This window comes from Clostridium pacaense, from assembly GCF_020709765.2.
Taxonomy (GTDB): Bacteria; Bacillota; Clostridia; order Lachnospirales; family Lachnospiraceae; genus Enterocloster; species Enterocloster hominis.
In genome coordinates this window covers 16,830-42,049 of the sequence record NZ_JAJFEB020000003.1, presented here as the reverse complement: position 1 = coordinate 42,049, position 25,220 = coordinate 16,830, and the positions used below count along the sequence as shown (strand labels likewise).

The 25,220-nt window shown below is 52.0% G+C and carries 21 protein-coding genes; 2 read left to right on the top strand and 19 right to left on the bottom strand.

Translation table 11 applies throughout. The features are described 5' to 3' along the window. Window positions 1-18 precede the first annotated feature (18 nt). From LK536_RS36320 to LK536_RS36305, 4 genes are all read right to left on the bottom strand, one after another. Window positions 19-1,386, bottom strand: a complete 1,368-nt coding sequence (locus LK536_RS36320) for a homoserine dehydrogenase (protein WP_008721256.1) — start codon at window positions 1,384-1,386, stop codon at window positions 19-21. Between the two features lie 49 nt (window positions 1,387-1,435). Continuing rightward, window positions 1,436-2,425, bottom strand: coding sequence for a zinc-dependent alcohol dehydrogenase (locus LK536_RS36315; RefSeq protein ID WP_227795198.1), 990 nt, complete (start codon window positions 2,423-2,425; stop codon window positions 1,436-1,438). Window positions 2,426-2,511: 86 nt separating this feature from the next. Further along, a complete protein-coding gene (locus tag LK536_RS36310) occupies window positions 2,512-3,837 on the bottom strand; it encodes a GntP family permease (RefSeq protein ID WP_227795197.1) in 1,326 nt (441 codons plus the stop codon). Window positions 3,838-4,347: 510 nt separating this feature from the next. Further along, window positions 4,348-6,270 carry a sigma 54-interacting transcriptional regulator gene (locus tag LK536_RS36305; RefSeq protein ID WP_008721246.1) on the bottom strand — a complete coding sequence of 641 codons (1,923 nt, stop codon included), beginning with the start codon at window positions 6,268-6,270 and terminating at the stop codon, window positions 4,348-4,350. 218 nt (window positions 6,271-6,488) lie between these two features. Here LK536_RS36305 and otnK point away from each other — a divergent pair, with 218 nt between their 5' ends. Then, window positions 6,489-7,784 (top strand): 3-oxo-tetronate kinase, encoded by a 1,296-nt coding sequence (gene otnK, locus LK536_RS36300; protein WP_227795196.1) that lies wholly within the window; start codon window positions 6,489-6,491, stop codon window positions 7,782-7,784. Between the two features lie 15 nt (window positions 7,785-7,799). Next, complete coding sequence (locus tag LK536_RS36295; protein ID WP_227795195.1) at window positions 7,800-8,393, top strand: class II aldolase/adducin family protein; 594 nt, start codon at window positions 7,800-7,802, stop codon at window positions 8,391-8,393. 155 nt (window positions 8,394-8,548) lie between these two features. On the opposite strand, the gene LK536_RS36290 is transcribed toward LK536_RS36295, so the two are convergent. The 15 genes from LK536_RS36290 to LK536_RS36220 all read right to left on the bottom strand — a co-directional run bounded on the left by LK536_RS36290 (window position 8,549) and on the right by LK536_RS36220 (window position 25,083). Beyond that, window positions 8,549-9,343: a hypothetical protein gene (locus LK536_RS36290; RefSeq protein ID WP_227795194.1), complete on the bottom strand. Its 795-nt coding sequence runs from the start codon at window positions 9,341-9,343 to the stop codon at window positions 8,549-8,551. A 146-nt stretch (window positions 9,344-9,489) separates the two neighbouring features. Next, a complete protein-coding gene (locus tag LK536_RS36285; RefSeq protein ID WP_227795193.1) occupies window positions 9,490-10,617 on the bottom strand; it encodes an alpha/beta hydrolase family protein in 1,128 nt (375 codons plus the stop codon). Next, on the bottom strand, window positions 10,595-11,404 hold the full coding sequence (locus LK536_RS36280; RefSeq protein ID WP_227795192.1) for a response regulator transcription factor: 810 nt from the start codon (window positions 11,402-11,404) through the stop codon (window positions 10,595-10,597). Before LK536_RS36280 ends, LK536_RS36285 begins: the two co-directional genes overlap by 23 nt. 49 nt (window positions 11,405-11,453) lie before the next feature. Continuing rightward, window positions 11,454-13,226: a sensor histidine kinase gene (locus LK536_RS36275; RefSeq protein WP_227795191.1), complete on the bottom strand. Its 1,773-nt coding sequence runs from the start codon at window positions 13,224-13,226 to the stop codon at window positions 11,454-11,456. 112 nt (window positions 13,227-13,338) lie between these two features. Beyond that, entirely contained in the window at window positions 13,339-14,163 is an 825-nt protein-coding gene (locus LK536_RS36270; protein ID WP_227795190.1) for a carbohydrate ABC transporter permease, read from the bottom strand. Next, entirely contained in the window at window positions 14,163-15,017 is an 855-nt protein-coding gene (locus tag LK536_RS36265; RefSeq protein ID WP_227795189.1) for a carbohydrate ABC transporter permease, read from the bottom strand. Before LK536_RS36265 ends, LK536_RS36270 begins: the two co-directional genes overlap by 1 nt. A gap of 118 nt (window positions 15,018-15,135) precedes the next feature. After that, window positions 15,136-16,506 (bottom strand): ABC transporter substrate-binding protein, encoded by a 1,371-nt coding sequence (locus LK536_RS36260; RefSeq protein ID WP_227795188.1) that lies wholly within the window; start codon window positions 16,504-16,506, stop codon window positions 15,136-15,138. 267 nt (window positions 16,507-16,773) lie between these two features. After that, window positions 16,774-17,859 carry an acyl-CoA--6-aminopenicillanic acid acyl-transferase gene (locus tag LK536_RS36255; protein WP_040381196.1) on the bottom strand — a complete coding sequence of 362 codons (1,086 nt, stop codon included), beginning with the start codon at window positions 17,857-17,859 and terminating at the stop codon, window positions 16,774-16,776. A gap of 86 nt (window positions 17,860-17,945) precedes the next feature. Beyond that, window positions 17,946-18,419, bottom strand: coding sequence for a hypothetical protein (locus LK536_RS36250; protein WP_008721227.1), 474 nt, complete (start codon window positions 18,417-18,419; stop codon window positions 17,946-17,948). Window positions 18,420-18,430: 11 nt separating this feature from the next. Beyond that, window positions 18,431-19,219, bottom strand: coding sequence for a DUF3100 domain-containing protein (locus LK536_RS36245; RefSeq protein ID WP_034576566.1), 789 nt, complete (start codon window positions 19,217-19,219; stop codon window positions 18,431-18,433). Between the two features lie 28 nt (window positions 19,220-19,247). Further along, window positions 19,248-20,312: a tartrate dehydrogenase gene (locus tag LK536_RS36240; protein ID WP_025483556.1), complete on the bottom strand. Its 1,065-nt coding sequence runs from the start codon at window positions 20,310-20,312 to the stop codon at window positions 19,248-19,250. Window positions 20,313-20,508: 196 nt separating this feature from the next. Further along, window positions 20,509-21,843, bottom strand: a complete 1,335-nt coding sequence (locus LK536_RS36235; RefSeq protein WP_227795187.1) for a sulfatase family protein — start codon at window positions 21,841-21,843, stop codon at window positions 20,509-20,511. Between the two features lie 41 nt (window positions 21,844-21,884). Next, window positions 21,885-22,718 (bottom strand): carbohydrate ABC transporter permease, encoded by an 834-nt coding sequence (locus LK536_RS36230; RefSeq protein WP_227795186.1) that lies wholly within the window; start codon window positions 22,716-22,718, stop codon window positions 21,885-21,887. Window positions 22,719-22,730: 12 nt separating this feature from the next. Then, entirely contained in the window at window positions 22,731-23,606 is an 876-nt protein-coding gene (locus LK536_RS36225; protein ID WP_008721219.1) for a carbohydrate ABC transporter permease, read from the bottom strand. A 100-nt stretch (window positions 23,607-23,706) separates the two neighbouring features. Then, a complete protein-coding gene (locus LK536_RS36220) occupies window positions 23,707-25,083 on the bottom strand; it encodes an ABC transporter substrate-binding protein (RefSeq protein WP_227795185.1) in 1,377 nt (458 codons plus the stop codon). Window positions 25,084-25,220: the final 137 nt, after the last annotated feature.

The window sequence follows — 25,220 nt, the reverse complement described above, 5'->3', positions numbered from 1 at the left end:
TTAGATTTCCTCCATCCATCAGATTTCCAATCCTTTGGCATACAGCTTATATGTCTCCAGATGGGTCAGCTCCACGTCTTCCAGTGTGACGGGGTCCCCCTTCTTCACATCCCGCAGCAGGGTCGTGCCGTTCAACAGATAGAATGGCGCCAGATGCCCAACGGAACTGCTCTCAAGAAGCTCAGGAATCAGGCCGTCTATGGAATGATGGTGTCCCTGCACCTTAAGTTCAGTGCCTTTTGGCAGATCCCGGTCAGCCACTCCGGCCAGGACAGATACCTGGCGGCATTCCGGGTGCGTGCCGATTCCCATTAAGTCCCCTAACAGGATGGATACCGGGGTTTCAAGGCCCATATAGTGATATGGATAGTAGATGCAGCAGTACTTGCCGTTTTTACTCATCACATGGCCTTTGCCCTTCAGGATATCCCACATCTTCTCATTCTCACATCTGACGATGATGAATTCACCTCCGCAGAAGCTGGCCTCATCCGTTCCCCGCAGATTATAGAACACATCCACAACTCCTGTTTTCTTTAAGATGCCGCCGTCCTCCTCAGGAATGAAAATGTCCGCAAGCTCGCTGGTCTTGGCAATGGGATAGCTTAAGAACGGCGAGGACGGTACGAATCCGGTTATGTTGGACACAAGGTTCATCTCGCAAAGGTCGGCGGATATGACGCCTGTGTATTTTTCCAGCATCCTGCGGCGGGCTTCAAGTGTCTCAACGCCTTTGTAACGCCAGTGGTCCATCATTTCCGGTAACGGCTGGGTGACTCCGGTTCCGTCCGTCAGGGTAAATTCACCTGTCTCCCTGTCCCAGACAAAGTCGTACTCGCTGGCCTTTCCTGCGCATACCACCTCAAGCCCCAGAAGCATTGCCCATGAATAGAGGTCTAAAAGGTTCCTTGGCTGGTCGCCGTTAACCAGGGAATATACCGCGCCGTTCTCAGCAGCCACCTGGTTTAGGAGGGGACCGCACACGCTGTCCGTTTCCTTGGAAACCATGTAGACGTTGATGCCTCTGCGAAGGGCCGAAAGGGCTGCGTCAGAGCTTACTGCCGTATTGCCGGTACATTCCACAAGGGCCGTGACCCCGCATTCCATCACCAGACGGTAATCGCTGACAATCAGGATTGCATCCTCTGGCGCCTGGTCAATCTGCTCCCTGGTTCCGCAGATTACGATATTGGTTTCATCGTATCCGATTTCCTTCAGCACCTCCAGGCATTCGTCCGTGTGCCTGGAGCTGATGACCCGAAGCTGCATATGCTTTACCTTGGGAATCTGGGCAAGCAGTGTATAGCCATATCCCCGGGTAGCCCCGATGATTCCCACCTTTGATGTCTTTCCATTGTTATTGTTGATTAAGTTGGTATAATCCATAATTATGATACTCTCCTTTATTGATTCATTGGCTTATCTGCGTGCGTTCTCATGGACGGAATACAATCTTAATTGCGGCATCGTCCTTGTCCGCCAGGTCAAATCCGGCCTTTATGTCAGCCAGCTTAAACTCATTGGTAATCAACGGCGCAATCCTGACCGTTCCCTGGATGATGGGGCGCAGGGTGTCGGGAACCCATACATAGCGCTGCTGCCATGTGTGGTGCACCAGACAGGTATTTACGAATTCCAGGCCGTCATCATGCCAGCGGCTGATATTCAGGGTCACCGGTGTGGTTACCCAGCTGTAGAATACGAACTTGCCGTTGTGGCGTATCATTGCACTTGCCGCATTAAAGGATTCCGCTGTTCCGGCAGCCTCAACCACCACGTCCGCGCCGCGTCCTCCGGTCAGGGCCTTTACCTTTGCCACCGGGTCCTCCTCCCTGGAATTAATCACCACATCCGCTCCCAGGGATTTTGCCAGGTCAAGCTTGCCCTCCAGCACATCCACCACAATCACCTGATAGGCACCCTTTAATTTGGAACACTGGGCAATGATTTGTCCGGCATAGCCGCCGCCCATGATTACCACCGTATCCCCCAGCTGTACGCCTGTGTTAAGCCCGGAATACATGGCGCAGGCCGTTGGTTCACCCAGGGCGGCTATATCCATATCCAGTCCCTCCGGAACCGGCTGAAGCTGGAATTCCTTGGATTTGAAGTAGTCGGCAAAGTTATTGTTCCAGCCAAATGCCATCACCTTATCGCCCACTTTATAGTCGCTGACACGGTCCCCGACCGCAACAACGGTCCCCCCGCTCTCATGTCCGAGGAGGAATGGGAATTCCGGCGGCTGGCGGAACTCCGCTGTCTGGGGCGGCATGGATCCCCTGTAAAAGCTTTTGTCTGAGCCGCAGATTCCCATCATATGATTCCTTACAATGATGTCATCCTCGCCGCATTCCAGTTCACGTTCAATTAACTCGATGTCGTATGCTTTGTTCAGGCGTGCTGCCCGTGTTACAAATTTTTCCATTTATCAGTTTCCTTTCTGGTTCCTTTCTTCAGGGAAATGCTCCCTGTTTGGATTTCCATCTGTGCCGGATTCGATTACTTGCCAGGTTAGATTACATGCAGCGCAAACAGGATACAGGTAAATATGGCGCCGATGAACCCAGCCACCGTGGACGCGCCGCCAACCGCGCGGATGCCCTGGTTCACATCCATATTGGACATGGATACGGTTACCCAGAATCCGGATGAATTGGCATGTTTAAACATCAGGGCGCCTGTTCCGCATGCCAGGAAGGCTGCGACCGGGGAAATGCCCAGGGTTGCCAGCATCGGCTCTACCAGCGCTGCCGCTGTCATGACGCCAAGTGCATTGGATCCGGTTACCACATGGATGATGGCCGCGATGATGATTGGAATCAGGATGGCAGGGAAGGAGGACTGTACGATGATGTCCGCAATCTTCTCAGCAACGCCGGCGTTCTTTACAAAGGTTGCAAGGGCGCCGCCCATACCGGTTACAACGATAGGCATTGCAGCTGCAACGATTCCTTCATTTACCCAGTCATTTAATACTTTCTTGCTCTTCCATTCCTTACCTGTCAGAAGCAGGGAAAGGATACATCCTGTAAACAGCGCTGCCAGCGGGCTTCCGATGAATGCAAAGAAGTTTGCCACCGGTGTCTCCGGCATCATGACAGATGCAACCGTATTCGCCAGGATTAAGAACAGGGGGAACAGGATTGGAAGCAGGGACTTGGACAGGGATGGAAGTTCCATGTGTTCTGTCTCCTGGGCCGCCTTCAGGAATTCCTCCTTTGGAAGCACCGGTGTCTTCAGTGTCATACAGTAAATGGTTGCACCCACCACACTAGGGATTGCAACGATAAGTCCCCACAGGATTGCCTGGCCCAGAGGTACGTTTAACAGGGCTGCGGCGGACACTGGTCCTGGTGTGGGAGGTACCAGGGAAGCGGTTACCAGGGCGCCCAGGTAAAGGGCCGCGCCGTAGCTCATCATGGATTTCTTGGTCTGTACTGCTAACAGAGATACGATGGGGATTAACAGGATGACCACGGTATCGGCAAAAATCGGTATGCCCAGGATAAAGGAACTGAGGGCAATGGCCCAGATCATGTTCTTCTCACCAACCAGCTTGATGGCCCATTTAGTAATACGCACAGCCGCCCCTGTTTTCTCCAGGACCGTACCCATGGTACATCCGAGGAAGATGACGATTGCCACGCTTTTGATGGTTCCTGAGAAGCCGCTGTTTATGGTTCCCTCGATTTCAGCCCATGGGGTTCCCAGTGCAATTGCCAGTATCAGGGCGGCAATCAGGATTCCCATTGCCGCATTGACCTTGCATTTGGAGATGAGGAAAATCATTAACAGGATTACAAGTGCAAAAACAATAAGTACATATGATGTTGACATAAAACCAACCCTCCCAAATTTGTATTTTACTGCCGGATTTCTTTTCATCAGGTACTCCTAGTTCTCCATCCGGCCAGAAACCATACTGCCAGTGCTGGATATTTTGTCAGCCTGCAAGGCGGAGGAAGGAAGCGGAGTGGGTCCTCCGCTGACTGACGACAACGCAGCAGATGGCAAAATAGGCAGTGCTGGGAGTATGGTTTCTGGCCGGATGGAGCACTAGCATAACTGATTCACCGAAACCGGACAGCAAGTTTTGTTGCCAGATTAAAAAGCAAACTTCATGCCAACTTTTTTGATGCAATTATAAACATTATATAAAATTAGGGAAAAAAGAATTATCTGCTTGCACGGAACTGATATCCTTTGGCTGTAAAACAGAAAAAGCGATGCAACGCCTGCAACATTTACTTTAAATATTGCAACATTTTGCATCACTCTTCCCATGTTACCTCTGATTTTCCTTATAAAGACTATATTCCGAAACGGTTTTAGAGCCGTCCTTTCCAGCTACATCCCGTACTTCTGCATTTTCCTCCATAAGGTTGACCGGTCCATGCCAAGAAGCCTGGCTGCCCGGGTGCGGCTGCCATTGCATTGTTCCAGGGCCTGGCGCAGCCTTTCCGGTTCGCTTAGCGCGGCAGCGTCCTTTATCCCCTCCCTGGCAGACAGCATGAGGGATCCGCCTGAATCCGGATCCATATCCAGATCCGGAGGATAAAGGGCATCCTGAAGGTTTTTCCTGGTAATGATATTCCCGGTTTTCAGCACGCTGGCCCGCTCCACCATATTCTTCAGTTCCCGGATATTACCGATGAACGGATATTGATGCAGAAGGGAAAGGGCGCCCGGCTCCAACTGAGGCAAGGGTGTCCTGGTTTCCCGTCCCTGGACCTGCAGGAGATGGAGGAACAGAAGCTCCACGTCATTTTCCCGCTCCCTTAAAGGCGGCAGGAACAGGCGCAGCACATCCAGACGGTACACCAGGTCCCTGCGGAACTGCCCCTTGTCAGAGAGCTTTGATATGCTCTTATTGGTGGCGGAAATAATACGCACATTCACGTCAATCACCTTATTGTCACCAATCCTGCGCACCTGGCGCTCCTGGAGGACTCGCAGGAGCTTGCTCTGAATGGGAAGGGATATCTCCCCCACCTCATCCAGGAACAGGGTTCCGCCATGGGCCTGCTCAAAAAGCCCCATCTTCCCGCCTTTGCTGGTCCCGGTAAAGGCGCCTTCCACATATCCGAACAGTTCGCTCTCCAGAAGGTTCTCCGGAAGGGCAGCACAGTTGATGGCCACGAACGGGCCGTTATTCCGGCTGCTGCTGTTATGGATACCCTGGGCAAACAGTTCCTTGCCTGTTCCTGTTTCCCCTACAATGATCACGTTGGAATCAGACGCGGCATACCGCCTGGCTGTCTCAATGGTCTGGTCAATGACCCGGCTCTGGTGGATGATATCCTGGAACGTATATTTGGCCTGGAATCCGCGCTCGCTGAGTTTGCGGCGTATCTGGCTTTCCAGGTTCTGGATCATTGTGATGTCGGACAGGAAGAATACCACCCCTGAGATTTCCTTATTGGCAATGACCGGGGTACAGCTGACCGACACCGTGACCTTTGTTCCGGGGATGGTGAGGATCCTGCCGCTCTCCTCCTGTCCGCTGGTAATCACGGAATGGAACATTTTATACAGGTACGGAAGGGCCTGCTTCAACGGACGGTCCATCAGGCTGATGTCCCCGTTCATCTGACGGATGACCCGGTTGCGGACCTGGATGACCCCGGCTGCATCCACATAAAGCAGGCCGTCCTTGGAGGAATAGATGATGGTTTTATACATCTGGGAAATGATCCTCTGATGGCGTATCTGGTCCACGGTATGGATTGCCTCATCCACTGCCTGAAGCACCGTATCCTCGCCTGTCCGTATCACCACAGCCGGAAAATCCTTCTGGCGCGCCAGGATATTGGCGGAATATCCCCCAATCAGGGCATCACAGCCAGCCGCAATGGCCTGGTCAAGCTTTGCCGCCAGGTCTTCATGGCGGACCGGCGCATGGACCTCCACATCGATTTTGAAAAAACGGCATATGTTCTTCACCTCATACATCTGCCCGCCAAACCCAAGGACAGCCACCTTTTTTGGATGATACTTCTCACAGCACTCCGAGATGGCCCTTACCATGTCATACCCGGATATGGACAGTCCGATGGTGGGCACCTGTTTGTATTTGGCCACTGTCTTCTGGGCCGTGTATCCCCTGGCAATGATGGCATCATACTCATCTGCCGGGATATCCGGCGTATCCTCCACCGTCATGACCTGTATGTCCGCGTTAAGCCGCTTTTTCTCCGGATGATGGGATATGACATGCTCTACCTTTTCTCTTAATTCAGGATACGGGACAATAAACAGAAGACGGATCATACACTACCTCCCCACGGTTTCATCAAAAGTGTTGCATCGATGTTGCATTTGCCTGATTATATAATAACCTGCGATTTAAAGTCAACAGAAAAAGCCGCATACGCGGGTTTTTTCCAATTTGCTGTGCCTGGCATGAAATTTGCTGTATAATAAAGGGAAATGCAGTATCATATGTCAGAAAGACAGGTTAGAAGGACAGATTAAAAGGAGGACTACAGATGGCGGTTTTAGGATGTATTGCCGATGATTTTACCGGAGCCAGCGATGCGGCTTCGTTCCTGGTCAAGGGAGGGATGAGCGTACGGCTTTATAACGGTATTCCAGACATACAGGCACCGGACAATGAGACAGGAGGGCAGGAGGAAGAGGCACAGGCCGTGGTAATCGCACTTAAATCCAGGACCCAGGAGACTGCACGGGCCGTGTCCGACAGCCTTGAGGCGGCCCGTTTCCTGCTCAGCCAGGGAGTGGAACAGATTTATTTTAAATACTGCTCTACCTTTGATTCCACACCCAAAGGCAATATCGGGCCTGTTGCAGACGCCCTGATGGACCTTATGAAGGTGCCTTACACCATTCTGTGCCCTGCCCTTCCGGTCAATGGCCGGACCGTGGAGGACGGCAGGCTTATGGTGGGCGGTATCCCCCTCCACGAAAGCCACATGAAAAACCATCCGCTCACCCCCATGTGGGACAGCAGGATTGATAAGCTGATGGAACCTCAGAGCCGGTATTCCTGCCGCTGCGTGGGGGAGCAGGGAGCCGATGGATTCATGGCAGGGTCAGGTTCCGGAGAAACCGGGGACAGACAGCCCGGCGAACCATTCTATATCATCCCGGACTACAGGACGGATAAGGACGGTGAACGGATTGCCTCCATGTTCGGGCATCTTGCGCTTCTTACAGGAGGCAGCGGTCTTTTGGAACCACTGGCCAGGCAATGGACCAAAAAGCTTTCCTCCCAGGGAAAGATTCCTGATAATGCCACAGCAGGAATGGCCCTTCTTCTGGCGGGCAGCTGTTCCAAGGCCACCCTTTCACAGATTGCATGGTATCAGAGCCAGGGCGGCCCCTGCTGCCATCTGAACCCAAGGGAAATGCTGGAGGGAAGGCAGACCGTTGATGACGCATGGAGGTTTATAAAGGAACACAGCAGTGAAACAGCCGCTGTCCTCGTATACAGTTCCGACACCCCGGATAAGGTAAGGGAATACCAGAAACTAGGCGCCGAAAAGGTAGCCGCCATGCTGGAAGGAGCGGCCGCCGAACTGGCTGCCCGCGCAGTAAAAGCCGGATATACCAGGATCATATCCGCCGGGGGCGAAACCTCGGGGGCAGTTACCAAGGGACTGGGCTTTTCCTCCTACTGGATGGGCGAAAGCGTGGCCCCCGGCGTACCGATCATGGTTCCGGCAGAAAGACCGGATATCCGCCTGATCCTTAAGAGCGGGAACTTTGGACAGGAGGACTTCTTCGGACGTGCCCTGGCCATGACAGCAAAACCAAATAACTAATACAGGGAGGCAATCATGGAAGACTTAATATTACAAGAAAAGCTGGATTCAGCGGTATGGGCTGCCCACAGCCTGTTTGAACGGGGAAAGACCGCTGGTTCTTCCGCTAACATGAGCTTCAGGCACAATGACCTGGTCTATATCAGCGCCAGCGGCTCCTGTTTCGGCACCATGCGCAGGGAAGATTTCACGGCTGTCAGAATGGACGGCACATCTGTATCGGACAAAAAGCCCAGCAAGGAGTGGCCCCTTCATCTGGCGCTCTATGGGAAATCCGCGGACATAGGCGCGGTCATCCACACCCACAGCACCTACTCCGTGCTCTGGAGCTTTGTCCCTGCCCAATCAGAGCAGGACTGCATACCGGACCACACACCCTATCTGAAAATGAAGCTGGGGACCGTGGGCCTGGTTCCCTATGAAAAGCCTGGCTCCGAAGCCCTTTTCTCAGCATTCCGTGAGCGGGTCAGTGACAGCGACGGCTATCTGCTGAAAAACCACGGACCGGTGGTTCCCGGCAAAACAATCATGGATGCATTCTATTGTCTGGAAGAATTGGAGGAAAGCGCGCGGATTGCCTGGGAACTGTATAGGGCCGGGCTGGTATAGTGGGGCGTGCTTATTCCTAAGTGGGTACCTCTGGCGGATTCCTTAGGGCTGACGCATAAAAGGCTGACACATAAAAGGGCTGGCAAAAAGACGGATCCGCCTGGGTTTTCATCACCCCCGGCAGTCTCTTTGCATCAGCCCTTTTATTGATAACCTTATTCCTGTCCTTCCGTCAGCATCCCCTTGGACGGTTCCTCCTCACCCGCGTGGCTGGCGTCCTCTTTGCTCTCCTTCAGTTCATCCACAGACTCCTTCAGTTCCCTGCCCTGGCTTTCAGCCAGCTGGTCCGCCTGGTCCCTTAACCCGGCAATCTCCTTTTCCTTTCTTTCCAGGGCGCCCATCTCATTATCAATCATGTCCTTGACCGTGACACCCTCTCCCTTGCCGGACAGCACATCCACATGAAGTTCACCCATGCCAAGCTCCGCTTCCTTTACATGAACCTCTCCCTCAACACGGTTTTTCACCGAGGAAACCGTCTCCGCATGCTTTATGCCGTCCGACAAGTTGGCCAGATTGCTCAGATATTCTGTCTCAGCCTGTTCTTCCGTCCTGGCGGCATGGGATTTTCCTGACTTTTTCTTATCCTCCTGTCCTGCGGCCTCTTTGGCCTGCTGGGCATAGAGTCCCGTAATCTGCTTATCGATATCAGCCAGCTGCCTGCCATAATTTTTCAGCTGGTCCTTAATATCCTCCACCTTCCCGCCGTTTTTAAGCGTCTCCTCAATCAGGCTGTTTTTCCGGTCCATGATGGACTGCTTCTGCTTTGTCAGGTTGTCTATCATGCTCATCAGCTTCCCCTGGGGCGAGAGCGTAAGGCGGTCCTTCCTGGCCCTGTTCCCCTGACTTTCCCTGCTGCCGGCAGCCCCTCTTTTTGCAAAGGATGCGTTGACCCTCGCAGCATTGATGACCGTATTGCGGGGCTGGCCCGCACTGAACTGTATCCTCATCCTGTATCCTCCCTCTTGGCCGATAGTAAATTCCTGTTATTTATATTATCGTACCAGATGGAGGAAACTTTACAGTTTCACAGGAATACTTTCACCTGGCGGTAAATGCCTTCTGCATCCGGCCCGTAACCGCACACCAGCCCTTATCACTTCATATGTCTATCTGCAAAATCCATAAAACAGTTCCAGTCATACTCATCCATATCATGATTCCCGGTCTTACGGTGATGCCCAATCCTGCCCTCATGGAGCGGATGCTCCGGAAGGGGCATTTCCCTCTCAGCCATCCCCGGCACGCCAAGAAGCTGGTAGACCGGGTCTGCCTGTACACAGGATTCAAACTGGCCTTCCGGGTCCGCCCAGCTGTCAAATGTCTTGGATGTGGTATATACCAGCCTGGGGGCAATGAGGGCCAGCAGCATGTGCTGGTCAAAGGGAAGCGCTTCCTCATTGTCCTTATACTTCTGGTAATTAGGGCAGAACCAATAGGGGAAGCGGACCGCAATGTCCTTAATCCGTTCGCCCCTGGATCCCCGCGCAATGGCGTCCCCGCTGTTTCCTGCACAGCTGCTGACAGCCATGGCAAAACGCCTGTCCATTGCCGTGCACCACAGGGCTGTCTTGCCGCCCCTGGAGTGTCCTGCCACGGCCACCCTCTTCTCATCAATCAGCGGGTCTGTTTCAAAGTAATCCATAATCCGGCTGGCAGCCCAGGCCCACGCGGTTATGGCGCCCCATGCATCGGCAGGCCGGTCCTCCCTGTATTCCGGGAACAGCCTGTGGAAACAGGTACCAAATCCCTCATCATAATCCGGCGCAACCTCCTGGGTGCAAAAGGCCGCGCAGGCATATCCCCTGGATATGATTGTCTCAGCAGGATAGAACGGACTGAGGAAATGTCTGGCAGGGTCGCTGTCCCTGATCCCGCGGTTGCAGATTGTTATGAATGCCGGTACCGGCCGGCTTTGTCCCACCGGGATGAACACAACAAAATTAAAACTAAAATGGTTCCCTCCCCGGATGGCCTCCACTTCCACTGTCCGGCGCAGCGCCCGGCCCTCCATGATTTCCGCTCCCTGCCTGGAATCCGCCACCCGGATTTTTATTTCCACATCACCCATGTCCGGCAGACGTCCATACTCCTCACGTTGGAACAGTTCCAGGATTTCCGGCCTGCGTTTTTCAAACCATGTCCTGCTGTCCTTAACATCCGTGCCATCCAGACAGGTGAGGACCTGCGGCACATTCCTTTTATTCTCCGGCATCTGAATCATTTTTCTTGCCCTCCTTTTTTACATTGAATTTTATATCGCTGGGCGCATAGCCAAACTGCTTCTTAAAAACCTGGAAAAAATATGCGTAATCACTGTACCCAAGCATGCGGGCGACTTCATTGACCCTGTTCTTGGGATTCCTAAGCAGGATACGGGCATTTTCCATCTTCATCATGGTGACATAGGAGGAAAATCCTGCCCCTGTTTCCTTTTTGAAGCATTTACTGAAATGTGACATGGATACCAGCAGCTCGTCGCATACGTCACTGAGCGAGATATTGCGGTTGATATTCCGGTCCACATAGCTGATTGCCTGGGAAACCATGGATGAGTAGCCTTGCCTGCCGGAACGGATTGCATAAAGCCGTGCCTCCAAGCTGTCCATATGGGCAGGTACCGACTCCGCCTCTTTCTTGCGCAGCGTGTCTGCCACATGCATAAGCGCCTGCTCCATTTCCTCTGTCATGATAGGCTTCAGAAGATAGTCGCATACCCCATAACGTATGGCCTGCTGGGCATATTCAAACTGGCTGTACCCGGAAATGATGATGAACTGGGTATCCTTTCTGGCCCCCTTAATCTTCTTAATCACATCCAGCCCGTTAAAGCCAGGCATCTGTATGTCAATTATCACAATGTCCGGCGCCGCATCGTGGATCAGCTCCAGTCCCGCAATCCCATCATATGCCGTCCCGGCCACGCGGCAGCCGCATTTTTCCCAGTCCGTGGATTTGGCAATTGCCTCCACTGCAATCTTATTGTCGTCTATGATTACGACTGAATACATCCTTCTTCCCCCCTTTCCCGCCTCAGTGTGTACCGCTGGTAAAATCCGGTCATGATCCACACCTCAGCGGCAGCCTGAGCCTGACTTCCGTATATTCGTGGTATTCTGACCGGATGGTAAGTCCATATTCCTTTCCGTAAAGCATCTGGATACGGTCCTGCACATTCCGTATCCCTATATGCCTGGACTCACCCGTCCCGGCCATCAACTGTTTCAGTTTTTCGGGTGTGATTCCCTGGCCGTCATCCCATACAGAGATGACAAGGCAGCCCCCCTGCTCCCGGATCCGAATCCGGATGGTACAGGTCCCAATCATCGGCTCCATGCCATGGACCAGGGAGTTTTCAACAATGGGCTGCAAAATATAGGTAGGTATCCCCACATCAAGGAAACGTTCATCCACATCCCATTCAATGTCCAGCCTGTCAGGATATATATCCTTATACAGTTCCAGATAGTTCTTGGAATACTCCAGCTCTTCCCTGAGCTGGCATGAAACATTCCTGCGCTCCAGGTTTCCCCGGAAGAACTTGGACAGCATGCATATCAGCCTGCTGACCTGCCTGTCCCCGTTAATCTGCGCAATCCCGTTAATGGACTGCAGGATGTTAAACAGGAAATGCGGGTTGACCTGGGACTGTAGCTCATGATAGCGGAATTCCAGCAGCTGGTACTGGTTCTGCTGCTGTATCTCCTTATCACGCACTACCTGGTCCATCAATGCCTTAATCCTGCCTGACATTTCCTGGATATTAAATGCAAGCACATCCATCTCATCCCCTTTGCGGAACAAGGTAGGCTCCAGTTCAAAGTCCCCCTTGGATACCCGGTGTATATTTTCCAGAAGTATTTTCAGGTTCTTTGCCATGTTCCCGAACATAAGCCAAAGGGAAATGATGATTACCAGGAATACAAGCAGCCCGATTCCCGATATAAGATATAAAAGGTCTGAAAACCGCTTGTTCTTTTCCGTCATGTCAATGACATGGGCAATCTTCAGCTTCCCCCTGTTAATGGGGTATTCAGCGTAAAGATAGCTGCGCTGGCGTCCCTGGGAGGACTGCTCCGTATTTGGCAGGTCTTCCCCGGACCAGGTTCCCTGTCCATAGGAAGGATCCGTTGAATATATGGGAATCCCATTCCTGTCATAGAGGGTGAAGCTTCCCACTTTACTGCTGTCAATGTGTTCAAATATGGCTTTCAGGGATTTGTTCTTCACCTCGGCTGCAATGTATCCGCAGAACTGCATGGTATTGGTGTCAAAGAGGCTGCGCATCAGCACGATCCCATCCTCATTGGCACTTGTAAGCCACACAATATTGCCGGGCCTGTCCGAAAGGTTTTCCTTGTTATCCATGTACAGGGAAAGAAGCTCGATGCTTCCGGGCACAGCGCTCTTGGGCCTGGAATCACGGTATGCCATATAAACCTCATTCCTCCTGTCAATCACCGCAATCCAGTTGATATCATTTATGCTCAGCATTTCTTCCAGATGGTTCCGGATCCTCAGGCGCTGGAAAGGGATCTCCTTTCCCTTATCCTCCTCCCTCACCCCGCTGAGCAGGGCGCCGAACCGCTCGTTGGTGGCTGTCAGCGGAACGGTCTTCTCTGCCAGTTCCTTTAAGGTAATGTCCACGTTCTGGCATATCTGTCCTGTGAGCGTATCCGAATGATAGGTCAGTTCTTCCTCAAACCGGCTGCAGCTGGCTTTATATATCCACAGCAGGGCAATAAAGAACGTGATTCCCAGCATAAGGGTGACCACAATCATTTTACAATATAATGTCTTCCTGAAATGTATCCTGTTCCCCGGCTGTTCCATCCCCGTACCTCCGCTTCTGCGGGAACACCTGTCGGGACCCGCTTTTATTTTCCCAATATACCAACCGGCCTTCATCCTGTCAACGCGTGCGGGGGCTTTCAAACAGGCATGATCATCCCTTCACTGCCCCGGATGTAATGCCGCCGATAATATATTTCTGCAGGCTCAGGTACAGGATCAGTATGGGAATCATGGACAGGATGAACAGGGCAAATGCCAGCCCCAGTTCAATGCTGTTCTCACCAAAAAAGAAATACTGGGTCAGGGGTACATTGCGGACCGCCTTTTTCTGAAGAAGGGTCAGGGACATCTGGAAATCATTCCACACATTCAGGGTGTTCAGTACCACGGATGTAAGGATGATGGGCTTCATCAGCGGGAACACAATCCTGAAAAATATGGAATAAAGACCGGCTCCGTCAATGGCCGCGGCCTCCTCCAGCTCCCTGGGTATACTCTTTACGAATCCCGATACCAGCAGCACTGTAAATGCAATCTGAAACCCTATCTTAGCCATGATGAATCCATGGAGTGTGTTGAGCAGCCCCCATTTTGTCATATCAATATACAGAGGCGTCATGATGGACTGGAAGGGAATGATCATGGCTCCCACAAAAATGTAATAAATGGAATTGTAAAGCCGGTTATTCTTTCTTGCAATCATATACGCCGACATGGTGCAGATTAATGTGATGACCAGCACGGACGCCACCGTGGTCACAAGGCTGTTTTTCATGGCCAGCCCAAACCCCGAGGTCTCCACGGCCCTTGTAAAATTGTCCCAGTGGATTACCTTTGGAAATGCCAGCCGGTTGCTTACCATCTCAGGCTTGGACTTAACAGAATAGATGATTGCAATGTAAAACGGGCTGATGACAAATAAGGTAACAGCCAGCTTGAAAACCAGGAACAGCCTGTCTTTTACGGTTTGTTTCATTATATTTCCACCTCCCTGGCCCTCAGGGTCCTGGACACAATGGTACTCACGGCAAATATGGCAATGGTGAACACCACTGCAATGGCCTGGCCGTAGCCAGCCCGGAAGTATGTAAACAGGTTATTATAAATCAGCATGGCAACTGTCTCCGAAGCCCGTCCCGGGCCGCCCGCCGTTGCCGCCATGGGATAATCAAACACCTTCATGCCCCATGCCAGGAGCAGGGTAAAGTTAGTGGTGACCGCCGGGGCAATCATGGGAAATGTTATATCCTTAAATTTCTGCCAGCCCGTGGCCCCTTCTAAGTCAGCCGCCTCATAGTAATCCGTGGAAACGCCCTGTATGGCCGCAATATACACCACCATGCAGTAACCGGCATCCCTCCACACGGAAATCACGGCCAGGCCCAGCATGACCCAGGTGGTGTTTCCTAAGGGACTGGGGACTCCGAAAATATCATAGAAGACATCGCTGTACACATACCTCCATATGTAGGATGACAGTACCAGGCTGAGACAGTAGGGTACAAAGATACAGGTCCTGAGCACATTATTCAGCTTTGATACCCTGGATATCATCAGGGCAAACAAGAGGCCTAAAAGATTGGAGCCTACCATGGTCACGGCTGTGAATACAAGGGTATTCTTTGTGGCATTGATGACATTCCCATCCTTAAAGATCCTCAGGTAATTGCTCATACCTACGAATGTCTTACCCGGACTCATGCCATCCCACTTTGTAAATGATATGGGAAACCCCTGCAAAAAGGGATAGGCCACGAAAATGGAAAACATGATCAAGGCCGGCAATATGAATGTAAATTCCTGAAACCTTTTTTTCGTCTTATGGTTCATTCTTTCCTCCATTTCACTATAGTGTATCAGGGAGGCCCGGCAACCGGACCTCCCTGGACTTCCGTACCAGCGTGTTACCTGTCATTGACAACCCACCGGTCTATATGAAGTTGAAAAACTACTGCCGGATGGACCCTATCTCATCATCAATATCTTTAAGCAGCTTTGTCACATCCCTCTGGCTGTCGTCCAGTGTGACAAATTCCTGCAGTTTGGTGCGGAACGCAGTGGAATACTCAGAAGTATAATCCGGCACCAGGCTCTTGGATACAATCATGTCGTTGTCAATATAGTTCTTTATTTCCTTGATGAACGCATCGGCATCATCTGTCGGAACCGTGACGTTGCTGGTCATCAGTTTGGCAGTGCCCATCCAGGTCTTGGAGCTTTCCTCACTGGCAAAGAAGTTAAGCAGTGTCATGACCTCATCCTTATGCTCGGTCTGCTGGGAAACCACAAACACATCATCAATGCCGATCCAAAGCTTGTTTTCCTCCGGATTATCAGACCATGGCGTGGGGAACATGCCGAAATCCCCGTCCGGGTTTGCAGCAATCACATCCCCCATCAGCCATCCGCCGTTCATGTACATGGGCCTCTGGCCTGCCGCGAAGTTCTGGATGCCCTGGGTCTGGTCAACCGCCGTATCCCCTGCATCTTTATAGGAGGCAAACTTTGAGAACATCTCCATGGCTTCCACTACCGTTGGGTTGCCGGATAAATCCTTTACGCCGTTCTGTGAATCAATCCACACATTTTCATTGCCCGTACCCGCTGCCATGCTGGTAAAGAAGGAATCCAGTTCATGGAACACGCCGTGTATGAAGTTGTAGGGATGGACCATGGGATAAACCCCCTTGTCCATGAATGTATCACATACCTTGAAGAAATCCTCCTTGGTAGTGGGCACCTCCACCCCTGCCTCCTCAAACATTTTCTTATTATAGAAGGTTGCCTTTACCTGCGCATCAATAGGGAAGCCGTATACGCCGCCGTTCACCGTACACTCATCCACCAGCATGGGCAGCACATTGGTCATACACTCCTCATCCTTAAGGTCCATGAAGTATCCGCCGTCCACAAACTCCTGCATGGTCTGGGGTTTTCCGAACATGATGTCCGGCGCCTCCCCCGCTGCAATATAATTTTTATAAGTTGCAATATAGGATGAGGATGCAACCACCTCCACATCCACATGGATCTCAGGATGGGCCTCGTTGAATGCGCTCAGCATTGCGTCCAGAGCATCCCTCTTGGCCTGCTCGCCCATATAGTGTACCAGACGTATGGTAACCTGCTCACCTGTGGCTTCTGTTCCTCCCTTGTCCCCACCTGCCTGTGTCTCCCCTCCGGATGCAGCTGCCTGGGCCGTTGTGTCCGGCGCTGCCGTGGTCTGGCTGCTGCCTCCCGATGAACAGCCTGCGGCTGATGCTGCCATGAATGCAGCTAATGCCAGGGCCGATGTGCGCTTTACAAAATTTTTCCTCATGATACATCCTCCTCTTGTCTGTAAATGGTTATAACAGAATTTTAGCAGACCGGCGCTTATACTTATATACGAATTTTTAGCTGTATTATTATATTTCTTGTTATTTTTCTATATAAATAGTATATTATGCACAAATAATCATGGAATATCTTATCACAGGCTATCTTTTATACGAACTAAAAAAGGCTGCCCGTTCCCGGGCAGCACAATCTGTCTCATATAACCAACGCGTCTTTCCTTAACCGATAAATCCCATATCCTCCGGATTTAAATCCCATACTCCTCATACCCCTGCTCACAAGGATTCCCCTTACAGAAATAAATCCTCCCCTGGGTCAGGTTGACCACCATGGAGAAGACGGTCCCCATCCGTTTCCCCTTTGGCGCAGTCAGATCCTCATGTCTGCAGATACTGGACGGATATTCCACATGGTCCCTGAGCACTTCCATGATATCCTTCTCCGATATATCCCTGCCTTTCTTCCTCAGCAGCTTATCCGCCCTTCCCAGCCGTACGAAGGTATCCGGGAACTTCTGCTTGGACGTGTCCTTCCTGGGCAGGATAGGAAGGCGGGGGCTGACAAAGTGATTCGTGTGGACCAGGATTCCATCCCTTGGATACAGCACATCAAAATCCTCGTTCTCTATCTCAATGTCAGCGCACTCCCCGTTTTTGTGGCCAATCATAAAGTTGGCACAGCACCCCAGCGGGAACCTGGTGGCGGCGCCGATGGCCTCTGCCAGTGAGCCGCAGTCCAGGATTCCCCTCATGGCCAGGTGGAGCGGAAGCCCCTTAGGGGCCTGGTTGGTGGACAGGGCATTCAGGTACAGGCAGATACCGGCGCTGTTAAAACCGGTCTTTCCGATAATCCCTGCCTCAGTCACCATGAAGATATCCGGCTTTCCGTTCTTCTGCCTGATTTTCATCATGACCATGGACGCCCTCTGGCTGGTCTTCCAGTCCCAGTTATGGGCCAGGAAGGCGTCGCCTCCCGCCCCTGCGTCGCTGCTGATTCCGATGGACGTACATCCGCCGTCCGCCTTATCCATCTCGTTGCCCACGAATACCAGTTCACTCCGGCAGTTAAGTGCAAGGATATCCTCAAACGAAAACCCGGAACCAGCCGCAACGCCTTTTATCTCCTCCAGATAATCCGGATTGTAATCACGGATGATATCCGTAAACCGGGTGGAAAGTTCCTTTGCCCGCTCCCATTCCAAATCTGAATAATCCTTAAACATTTCCCGGTAGCATTGGATGGTCCCTGCTATCTTTTCCTTAAAAACCTCGCCGTGCCTATATCCAATCTCATAGGGTGTCCCCTCTATTTCCAATAATGGGAAATTCTCCATGTTCCCTCTCCTTTCCGCCGCATGACGCACAATCCACCGCGCCAATCCAAGCTTAACCGTTTAACCCGCAATCCCTGCACAATCCGTCACATGCCAAACATCCGTCCCATCACTTCCGCCATGCCGCCCGAAACAAAGAACGTGCCCAGGATGACCAGCAGCGAGACAACGATTCCCTTCCAGCCGATCTTCACGAACTCCCGCCAGTCGCGGCCAACAATCACGCCTGCGTATGCAAGGATCGGTGTCACGACCGCCATCAGCGCCACCTTATTAGCCCAGTAGATGACAAACCCGGATATGGGTGAAAATGGCATTGCCACCAGCATGCCGATCAGCGCTATGTAAGCAACCGCCGGAAGGTTTCCAGGAACAAAATGCTTCACCGTCAGCCCTGCCAGGCTGATGACAGCAAAGATAAGCATCCCCGGTATGGACTCCAGAAGTATTCCGCCATAGCCCACAATGTTACAGGCAACTGACAGGATTGCCACGATAATGAATGTCATGACCCAATCAAAAAACTCACTCCCAAAACTGACTCTGTTCTCCTTATCCATATGAAATCCCCCTATTTTCCTTTTTTCATGGCCTTATAGATAACGTTCCCCAGCGGCACTGTGATGAACAGTCCCAGATACACTGAAATCGATGAAGAAATCACATTGCTGATACTGGCAAATGCAGTCAGCACATCCGGATTCGCTGTGGGCGCCGCCTCCATGACACCGGCCAGACCGGCCGTCATCATGGACGCACTGCCCGCCCCCACTGCCATGGCAGCTGATTCCGGTGAAAAGATGCCAAGGCTCACAAATATGGGCGGTACGATACTCATGAAAATGGTACCGAAAATAGTACCCACGATATAACAGGTCATGACCCCCTTAAACTCAGCGGAGTCAGCCCCAAACATATCGGAAATCAGGGCCACGTTAGGTTCACGGCTCATTGCATGGGTCATGCCCACAGCCTCACGCCCCATTCCAAGAAGAAGGGCAATGGGAAGTGCAACCAGCAGGGTCCCCACATTTCCCAGGTTCTGCAGGATCAGCACAGGACCCGCGCTGATTACATCCTTAATGGAAGCGCCGCTGGTAATTCCCAGCTTTGCCATCAGGAATGCCACGCTCAGTGTCAGAAGCGCCGAACCGATTTCTGCCTGCTTTTCCTTCACAAACCGGATTGGCTTAATCATATAAACAATCAGAACGAAAATCATGGAATACAGCAGCGGAAGAAGTGTAACCGTAACCCCGCCAACCGGTATCTTGATAGGGCCAACAGCCTCTGCCAGGATACAGCAAACCAAAATCACCAAATGGAACTTATAATCTCCCCAGTTCTTATCTCTCCACATATGCACCCTCCATATAATAGTCTTGCTTTTACTGCCTCAGCTTTGAAATAACTTCGTCCCCCACCTGGCTTGTGGTTGCCGTGCCGTCAAGGTCAGGTGTAAGTACCTTTTTCTCCTTCAGGATCTCCTCGATGATATCAATCAGCCTTTCCCCCCACTGTCTGTATCCAAAGAAATCCAGCATCTGGCTTGCAGACCAGACCGTGGCCAGGGGATTGGCCTTTCCCTGTCCCGCAATATCCGGCGCAGAGCCATGGATCGGTTCGAACATGGACGGGAACTCCCGTTCCGGGTTCAGGTTTGCTCCTGCCGCCAGTCCCATGCCCCCTGCAATTGCAGCGCCCAGATCCGTCAGGATATCCCCGAACAGGTTGGAGGTGACAACTATCTCAAACCGTCCCGGATCCTTTACCATGAACATGCTGGCCGCGTCTACCAGATAGGAAAATGTCTTCACATCCGGGTAATCCGCTCCCACCTCCTTAAATATCTGATCCCAGAAAACCATGGAATAATTCAGGGCATTCCCCTTGCTGATACTGGTCAGGGTCCTGCCCTTTTCCCTTGCCAGATCATAGGCATAACGGATGATGCGTTCACATCCGTGCCTGGAGAATACGCCCTCCTGAAGCACCACTTCATGAGGTTTTCCCTTAAACAGCCAGCTGCCGCTCCCCGCGTATTCGCCCTCGCTGTTCTCCCTCACAAATATCATGTCAACGTCTTTCCTGTCCACATCCTTCAGGGGACACGGCGCCCCTTCCAGCAGCTTTACCGGCCGCAGGTTCACGTACTGGTCAAAGCTTTTGCGTATGTTCAGGAGCAGATCCCACAGTGAGATGTGGTCCGGCACACCGGGATATCCCACTGCCCCTAAGAAGATGGCGTCAAACTGTTTCAGCTTCCCAATCCCGTCCTCATCCATCATTTTCCCTGTCTTTAAATAGTACTCGCATCCCCACGGAAAATATGTAAATTCAAACGAAAATCCTCCGTCGCATTCCGCCACCTGCTTTAAGACCCTGACCCCCTCAGCCAGCACTTCAGGCCCAATTCCATCACCTGCGATTACAGCAATCTTATGTGTCTTCAATGCCATACCCCTCCTTGTTTTTTGTCTGCCTATATCGTAATCTTTTATCCGTCATAAGTAAAATATTTTTTTCTGATTAAATCATCAGAAAATCTTATGGCAAAATTGAAGATGGAAAAAATGGCAAAAAAAGAAAAGGCATAACCGCCTCATGGTATAATCCATACCAGAAACAGCCATACCCTTTCTGCTGGTTTCATTTCACACAAAAATCCTCCCCGGCCTTAACCCCCAGCTTCATAATCCGTTCCCGCAGACGCTCCTTCACCGCCCCATACCCAGGCTCTGCAATAAGGTTATCCCTCTCCAGCGGATCCCGTTCCAGGTCAAACAGATATTTCTCCTGATAAACAGGACTTCCGCTTTCCGTCCAGGGGTTGGCCTCAGGGGCATATACCACATATTTATACCGTCTGGTGCGCAAGGCCCGGCCCACAAAGCTTTCACTGATCTGGATATAGACCTCCTCTTCCCAGTCAGGGGCATCCACCTCCTGGAGGGGACGTCCCTGAAGGTCCAGTTTCCCGGTTTCAATCCCGGCCGCTGTCAGGATGGTCCTCGGCAAATCCAGAAGGCTTACCACCCGTTCCTCGTTTACGCCTTTCCTGAACCCATCCCCTTTAATCAGCAGGGGGACATGGATGGTTCCCTCAAAACTGTTGCGCTTATAGTCATCATAACCATGTTCCACCACCTCATCCGAGCGGGTGCGGAAGTGGCAGCCGTGGTCGCTGGCATAAACCACCATGGTCTGTCCGTAAATCCCCTTTTCCTTCAATGCCTCAACCACACGGCCGAAATTAGTATCCAGTGCATGGCAGCAGCCCAGGTAATCCGGGTAAAACTTTTCCCAGTCCCCTTTTCCAGGTTCCAGGTCGGCCGGAGGCACAAAATCCCCGAACCGCTCCCTGCTTCCCTCCGGCCCCTCATAATCCCCCCTGTCATTCTGATGGTGCGGTTCAATATGGGAAACCATCAGGAAAAACGGTTCCCCGCTGTCATACTCCTCAATGTAACGGACCGCGTAATCGGTCAGACAGTCTGTCCTGTAGCCGGTAAACTCCAGTTTATTGCCATCCTTGTCAAACACATAGCCGCCATATCCATGGGAAGTAAACTCCAGCACATCCGCGGCCATCCAGTAATCATCATACCCTCCCCGCCGTTCAAGGGGAACCGGAATGGTTTCATAGTGGTTCTCATGCTCATCCGAAGCCAGATGCCATTTTCCCACATAAGCCACCCGGTAGCCCGCCTCCCTCAGGTATCCGGCCAGGGTTTTCTGCTCCGCCGGAAGGGAGACCGCGTTGCGGTAACAGCCGGTCTGTGTCGGATACAGCCCGGTCTGAAGCATGGCCCTGGCCGGGCCGCACACTGGCTGGGGCGTGAATGCATTGGAAAAATTCACCGCGTCCTCACATGCAAACCGGTCCAGGCACGGTGTGACCGGCAGGGGCTGCCCGTTGCATCCCAGGGTGTCCGCCCGCTGCTGGTCGGAAAAGAAAAATACTATATTCTGCTTCTGTTTCATGACTTCCTCCATTTCTCAAACCACCGTTCCTTTATCCAGGCCTATTCCTTCACCGCCCCTGCGGTAAGGCCCGCTATCATGTATTTCTGCAAAAAGATGAATATGACCAGGATGGGGATGGCCGCGCCCACCGCTGCCGCCATGACCCTTCCCCAATCGTAATTGTATTCGCCCAGATAGGTCATTGCGATACCGGAGGCAAGGGTGCGCATCCCGGTCTTGTTGACCAGGGTCAGGCCCCAGAGGAAATCCTCCCAGGAAATCAGGAAGGAGTACAGTCCCACTGCCAGGATACCCGGCTTTACCAGGGGCAGGATGACCTGCATGAGGGTCCTTCCCTTGGAGCAGCCGTCAATATAGGCAGCCTCCTCCAGGGACTTGGATATGGTGTCAAAAAATCCTTTGAGTATCCACACCGACATGGGCAGGGCATTGGTGGAGCAGGCCAGCACCAGGGCCGTATAGGTATTCAAGAGCCCCAGACGGAAGTACATGTTGTAAAGGGCTATGAGAAGGGTCATGGCCGGGAACATCTGGGTGGAAAGAAACAGCATCATCACAAACCGGCTCCCCCTGAACCGGTACCTGGAAAATGAATAGGCTGCCAATACCGCCAGGATAAGGGTCACCAGGGTGGTGATTCCCGATACGATCACATTGTTCCTGTAGAATACAAGGAACTTGCCGTCCGTCAGGATTCCCCTGTAATTGGCCATGGTGGTGGTCACCGGGACAAACTGGGGCGGAAGCTTCAAGATGGCTTCATTGGGCTTGATGGAGGTGAGCAGCATCCAGTAAATGGGAAAAACAAAGCATATGGTAATGGCTGTTATGGATACATATTTAAGAATGGACTGCCATGTTTTCTTTTTCATCCGCGCACCTCCTTAATATTCCACTTCCTTGGCGGAAAGGACCTTGTTGTAAATAGTGGAGAAGATAATCAGGAACACCAGCCAGCACACACCGATGGCAGCGCCCTTACCCAGGTTAAAGCCTGAGAATGCTGTCTCATAGGTGTACAGCGGCAACGTGGTGGTGGCCCTTACCGGACCTCCTCCTGTCATGGTGAAGAACAGCACGAACATCTGGAAGTTGGACACGATGGAGGTAAGGGTCACTGTCCTCACAACCGGCATGATACAGGGAACCGTGATACATAAAAACTTCTGAAGTCCCGTGGCCCCGTCTATCTCAGCCGCCTCCTTTAAATCCTCGGGAACGGTCTGTAACCCGGATAGAAGCATGATCATCATAAGGGGCATCTGCTTCCAGACCGCGGATATCACCACGCCGGCCATGGCTGTCCCCGGACTTCCAAGGACACTGTAATCCCCCAGGTTCAGCAGATAGTTCACAATGCCATACTGCGGCTGGAATATGAACATCCAGGTAACCGCCACCACCAGGGACGGGATCGTCCACGGAAGGAACAGGAGGCTCCGGAACAGCTTCCTTCCCTTCAGATTTTTGCTGTTAAGCAGAAGCGCCACGCCCAGGCCGATAAAAAATTGGGCTGCCACCGTACTGCACACATAGATAAGGGTCCGCCCAAAGGTACGGATGAACTCCGCATCCTTAAACACCGCCTTGTAATTGGCAAAATCATTCCATGTGATATTATTCATGTCCAACAGGTTGTAATGGTAAAAACTCATCCCAATCACAACAAACACAGGTATGATGATGGTGACCATGAGCATTGCCACCGCGGGCACCAGAAGCATCACCATAAACCAGTTGACTTTTTTCTTTGTTCCCATGCCAGACCTCCCATTGATAAAAGCGGAGCGGATGCAGGATGATCTGCAGCCGCTCCTGATTCAGACTGATGCTTCCCTGACTTCTGGATTCACGTTTTATTTACTGTCCATACATCTCTCTGATTGTTGCATTTGTCTCGTCCAGCACCGTGGCAATGTCCTCATTATTGACAACAATACGCTCAATGGCCTTTGTCACCTCGTTCATGGCATTATCAAACATGGCATTGGTGGCCGGAAGCGGGCTGGCTGTTTCAGACTGCTTGTTAAATACCTCCATGAAATAATCCTCATTCATCTCAGGAAGTGTTGCTATGGATTTCCTTGCAGAGAGGACCGCATTGGACTTGTGGTACTTTAACATTGCATCCTTGCCAATCAGGTACTCTACCAGGCGGATGGCTGCTTCCTTGTGCTCTGATTTCTCAAATACAGCCAGCTGGTGCTCTGTATACACGGTCTCGCTTCTGCCTGTCTCTCCTGCCGGGATAATGGCGATTCCCATTTTCTTATCAAATTCCTCGCCGATACCGCTGCTGGCCCGGAACGCGCCGCGACCCATGTCACCGTCAAATATGATGCCGATCTGGCCGGATGCGAACAATCCGCGTAAATCCTTAATCTCAAGTCCTGCCGGAATCACCTTGGCATCCACCAGCTCCTTGGTCCAGGTCAGGGCTGCCACATTGCCTTCATTATTCAGGTCAACCATCCCGTCCTTATCCACAAAATGTCCGCCAAAGGTATAGAAGATACCGTTAAACACAGTTCCCGTGTGTGCAACCTTGCCCGTGGGAAGCCCCAGGCCGTAGATGGTATTGCCGGAATCGTCCTTGCCAAGCGCTGCCACTGCCTTGGCAGCCTCCGTCATCTCATCCCAGGTTGCAGGCGCCTTCTCAGGGTCCAGGCCTGCCTTGGTAAATAAATCCTTGTTGTAATACATGGCAATGGGGTGGGGCGCCCATGACAGCGCCTTTACCTTGCCGCCATATGTAGTGCCGGACAGGTAACCGGGATAGATATCATCCAGCACATCCTTGGAAGCCAGGGAATCCAGTTCAGCCAGGATGCCTGCCCCGTTAAAGGCGCTCATCATCTGTGAATTCCCCATGATTACGTCCGCTGCATTGCCTGAGGTGCCTGCAATCAGGACCTGGTCCTTGTACTGGTTAAATGGGATGGCCTGGGACTCAACCTTGATATCCGGGTTGGCAGCCATGAAATCATCCAGCAGTTCCTTAAAGATTGCCGATGTGGCCTCCTCCGCCTCCAGCCAGTTGCTGATCGTAATCGTCACCTGTTCCCCTGAAGCGGCCACCGGTGCAGCTGATTCTGCCGCGGACTCTGTCCCGGCCGCCTCTGTCTTAGCCGCCTCCGTGGGCGCTGCCGTGGTGGCTGTCTGGCCGCCTCCGCAGCCGCTGAGTGCCAACCCTCCCACCATCAGCGCCGACATCATGACCGCAAGTGTTTTTTTCATAAAATACCTCCTCTTCTCTGCGCAGCCTGTGCTGCGGATCATATGGTCCCGTTTCAACTATCATACTTAAATTATAAACAAAGTCCCTCCAAAGTTGAAGGGACGTAAAATTTGGTTTTAGTGCTATTTTTATAGTT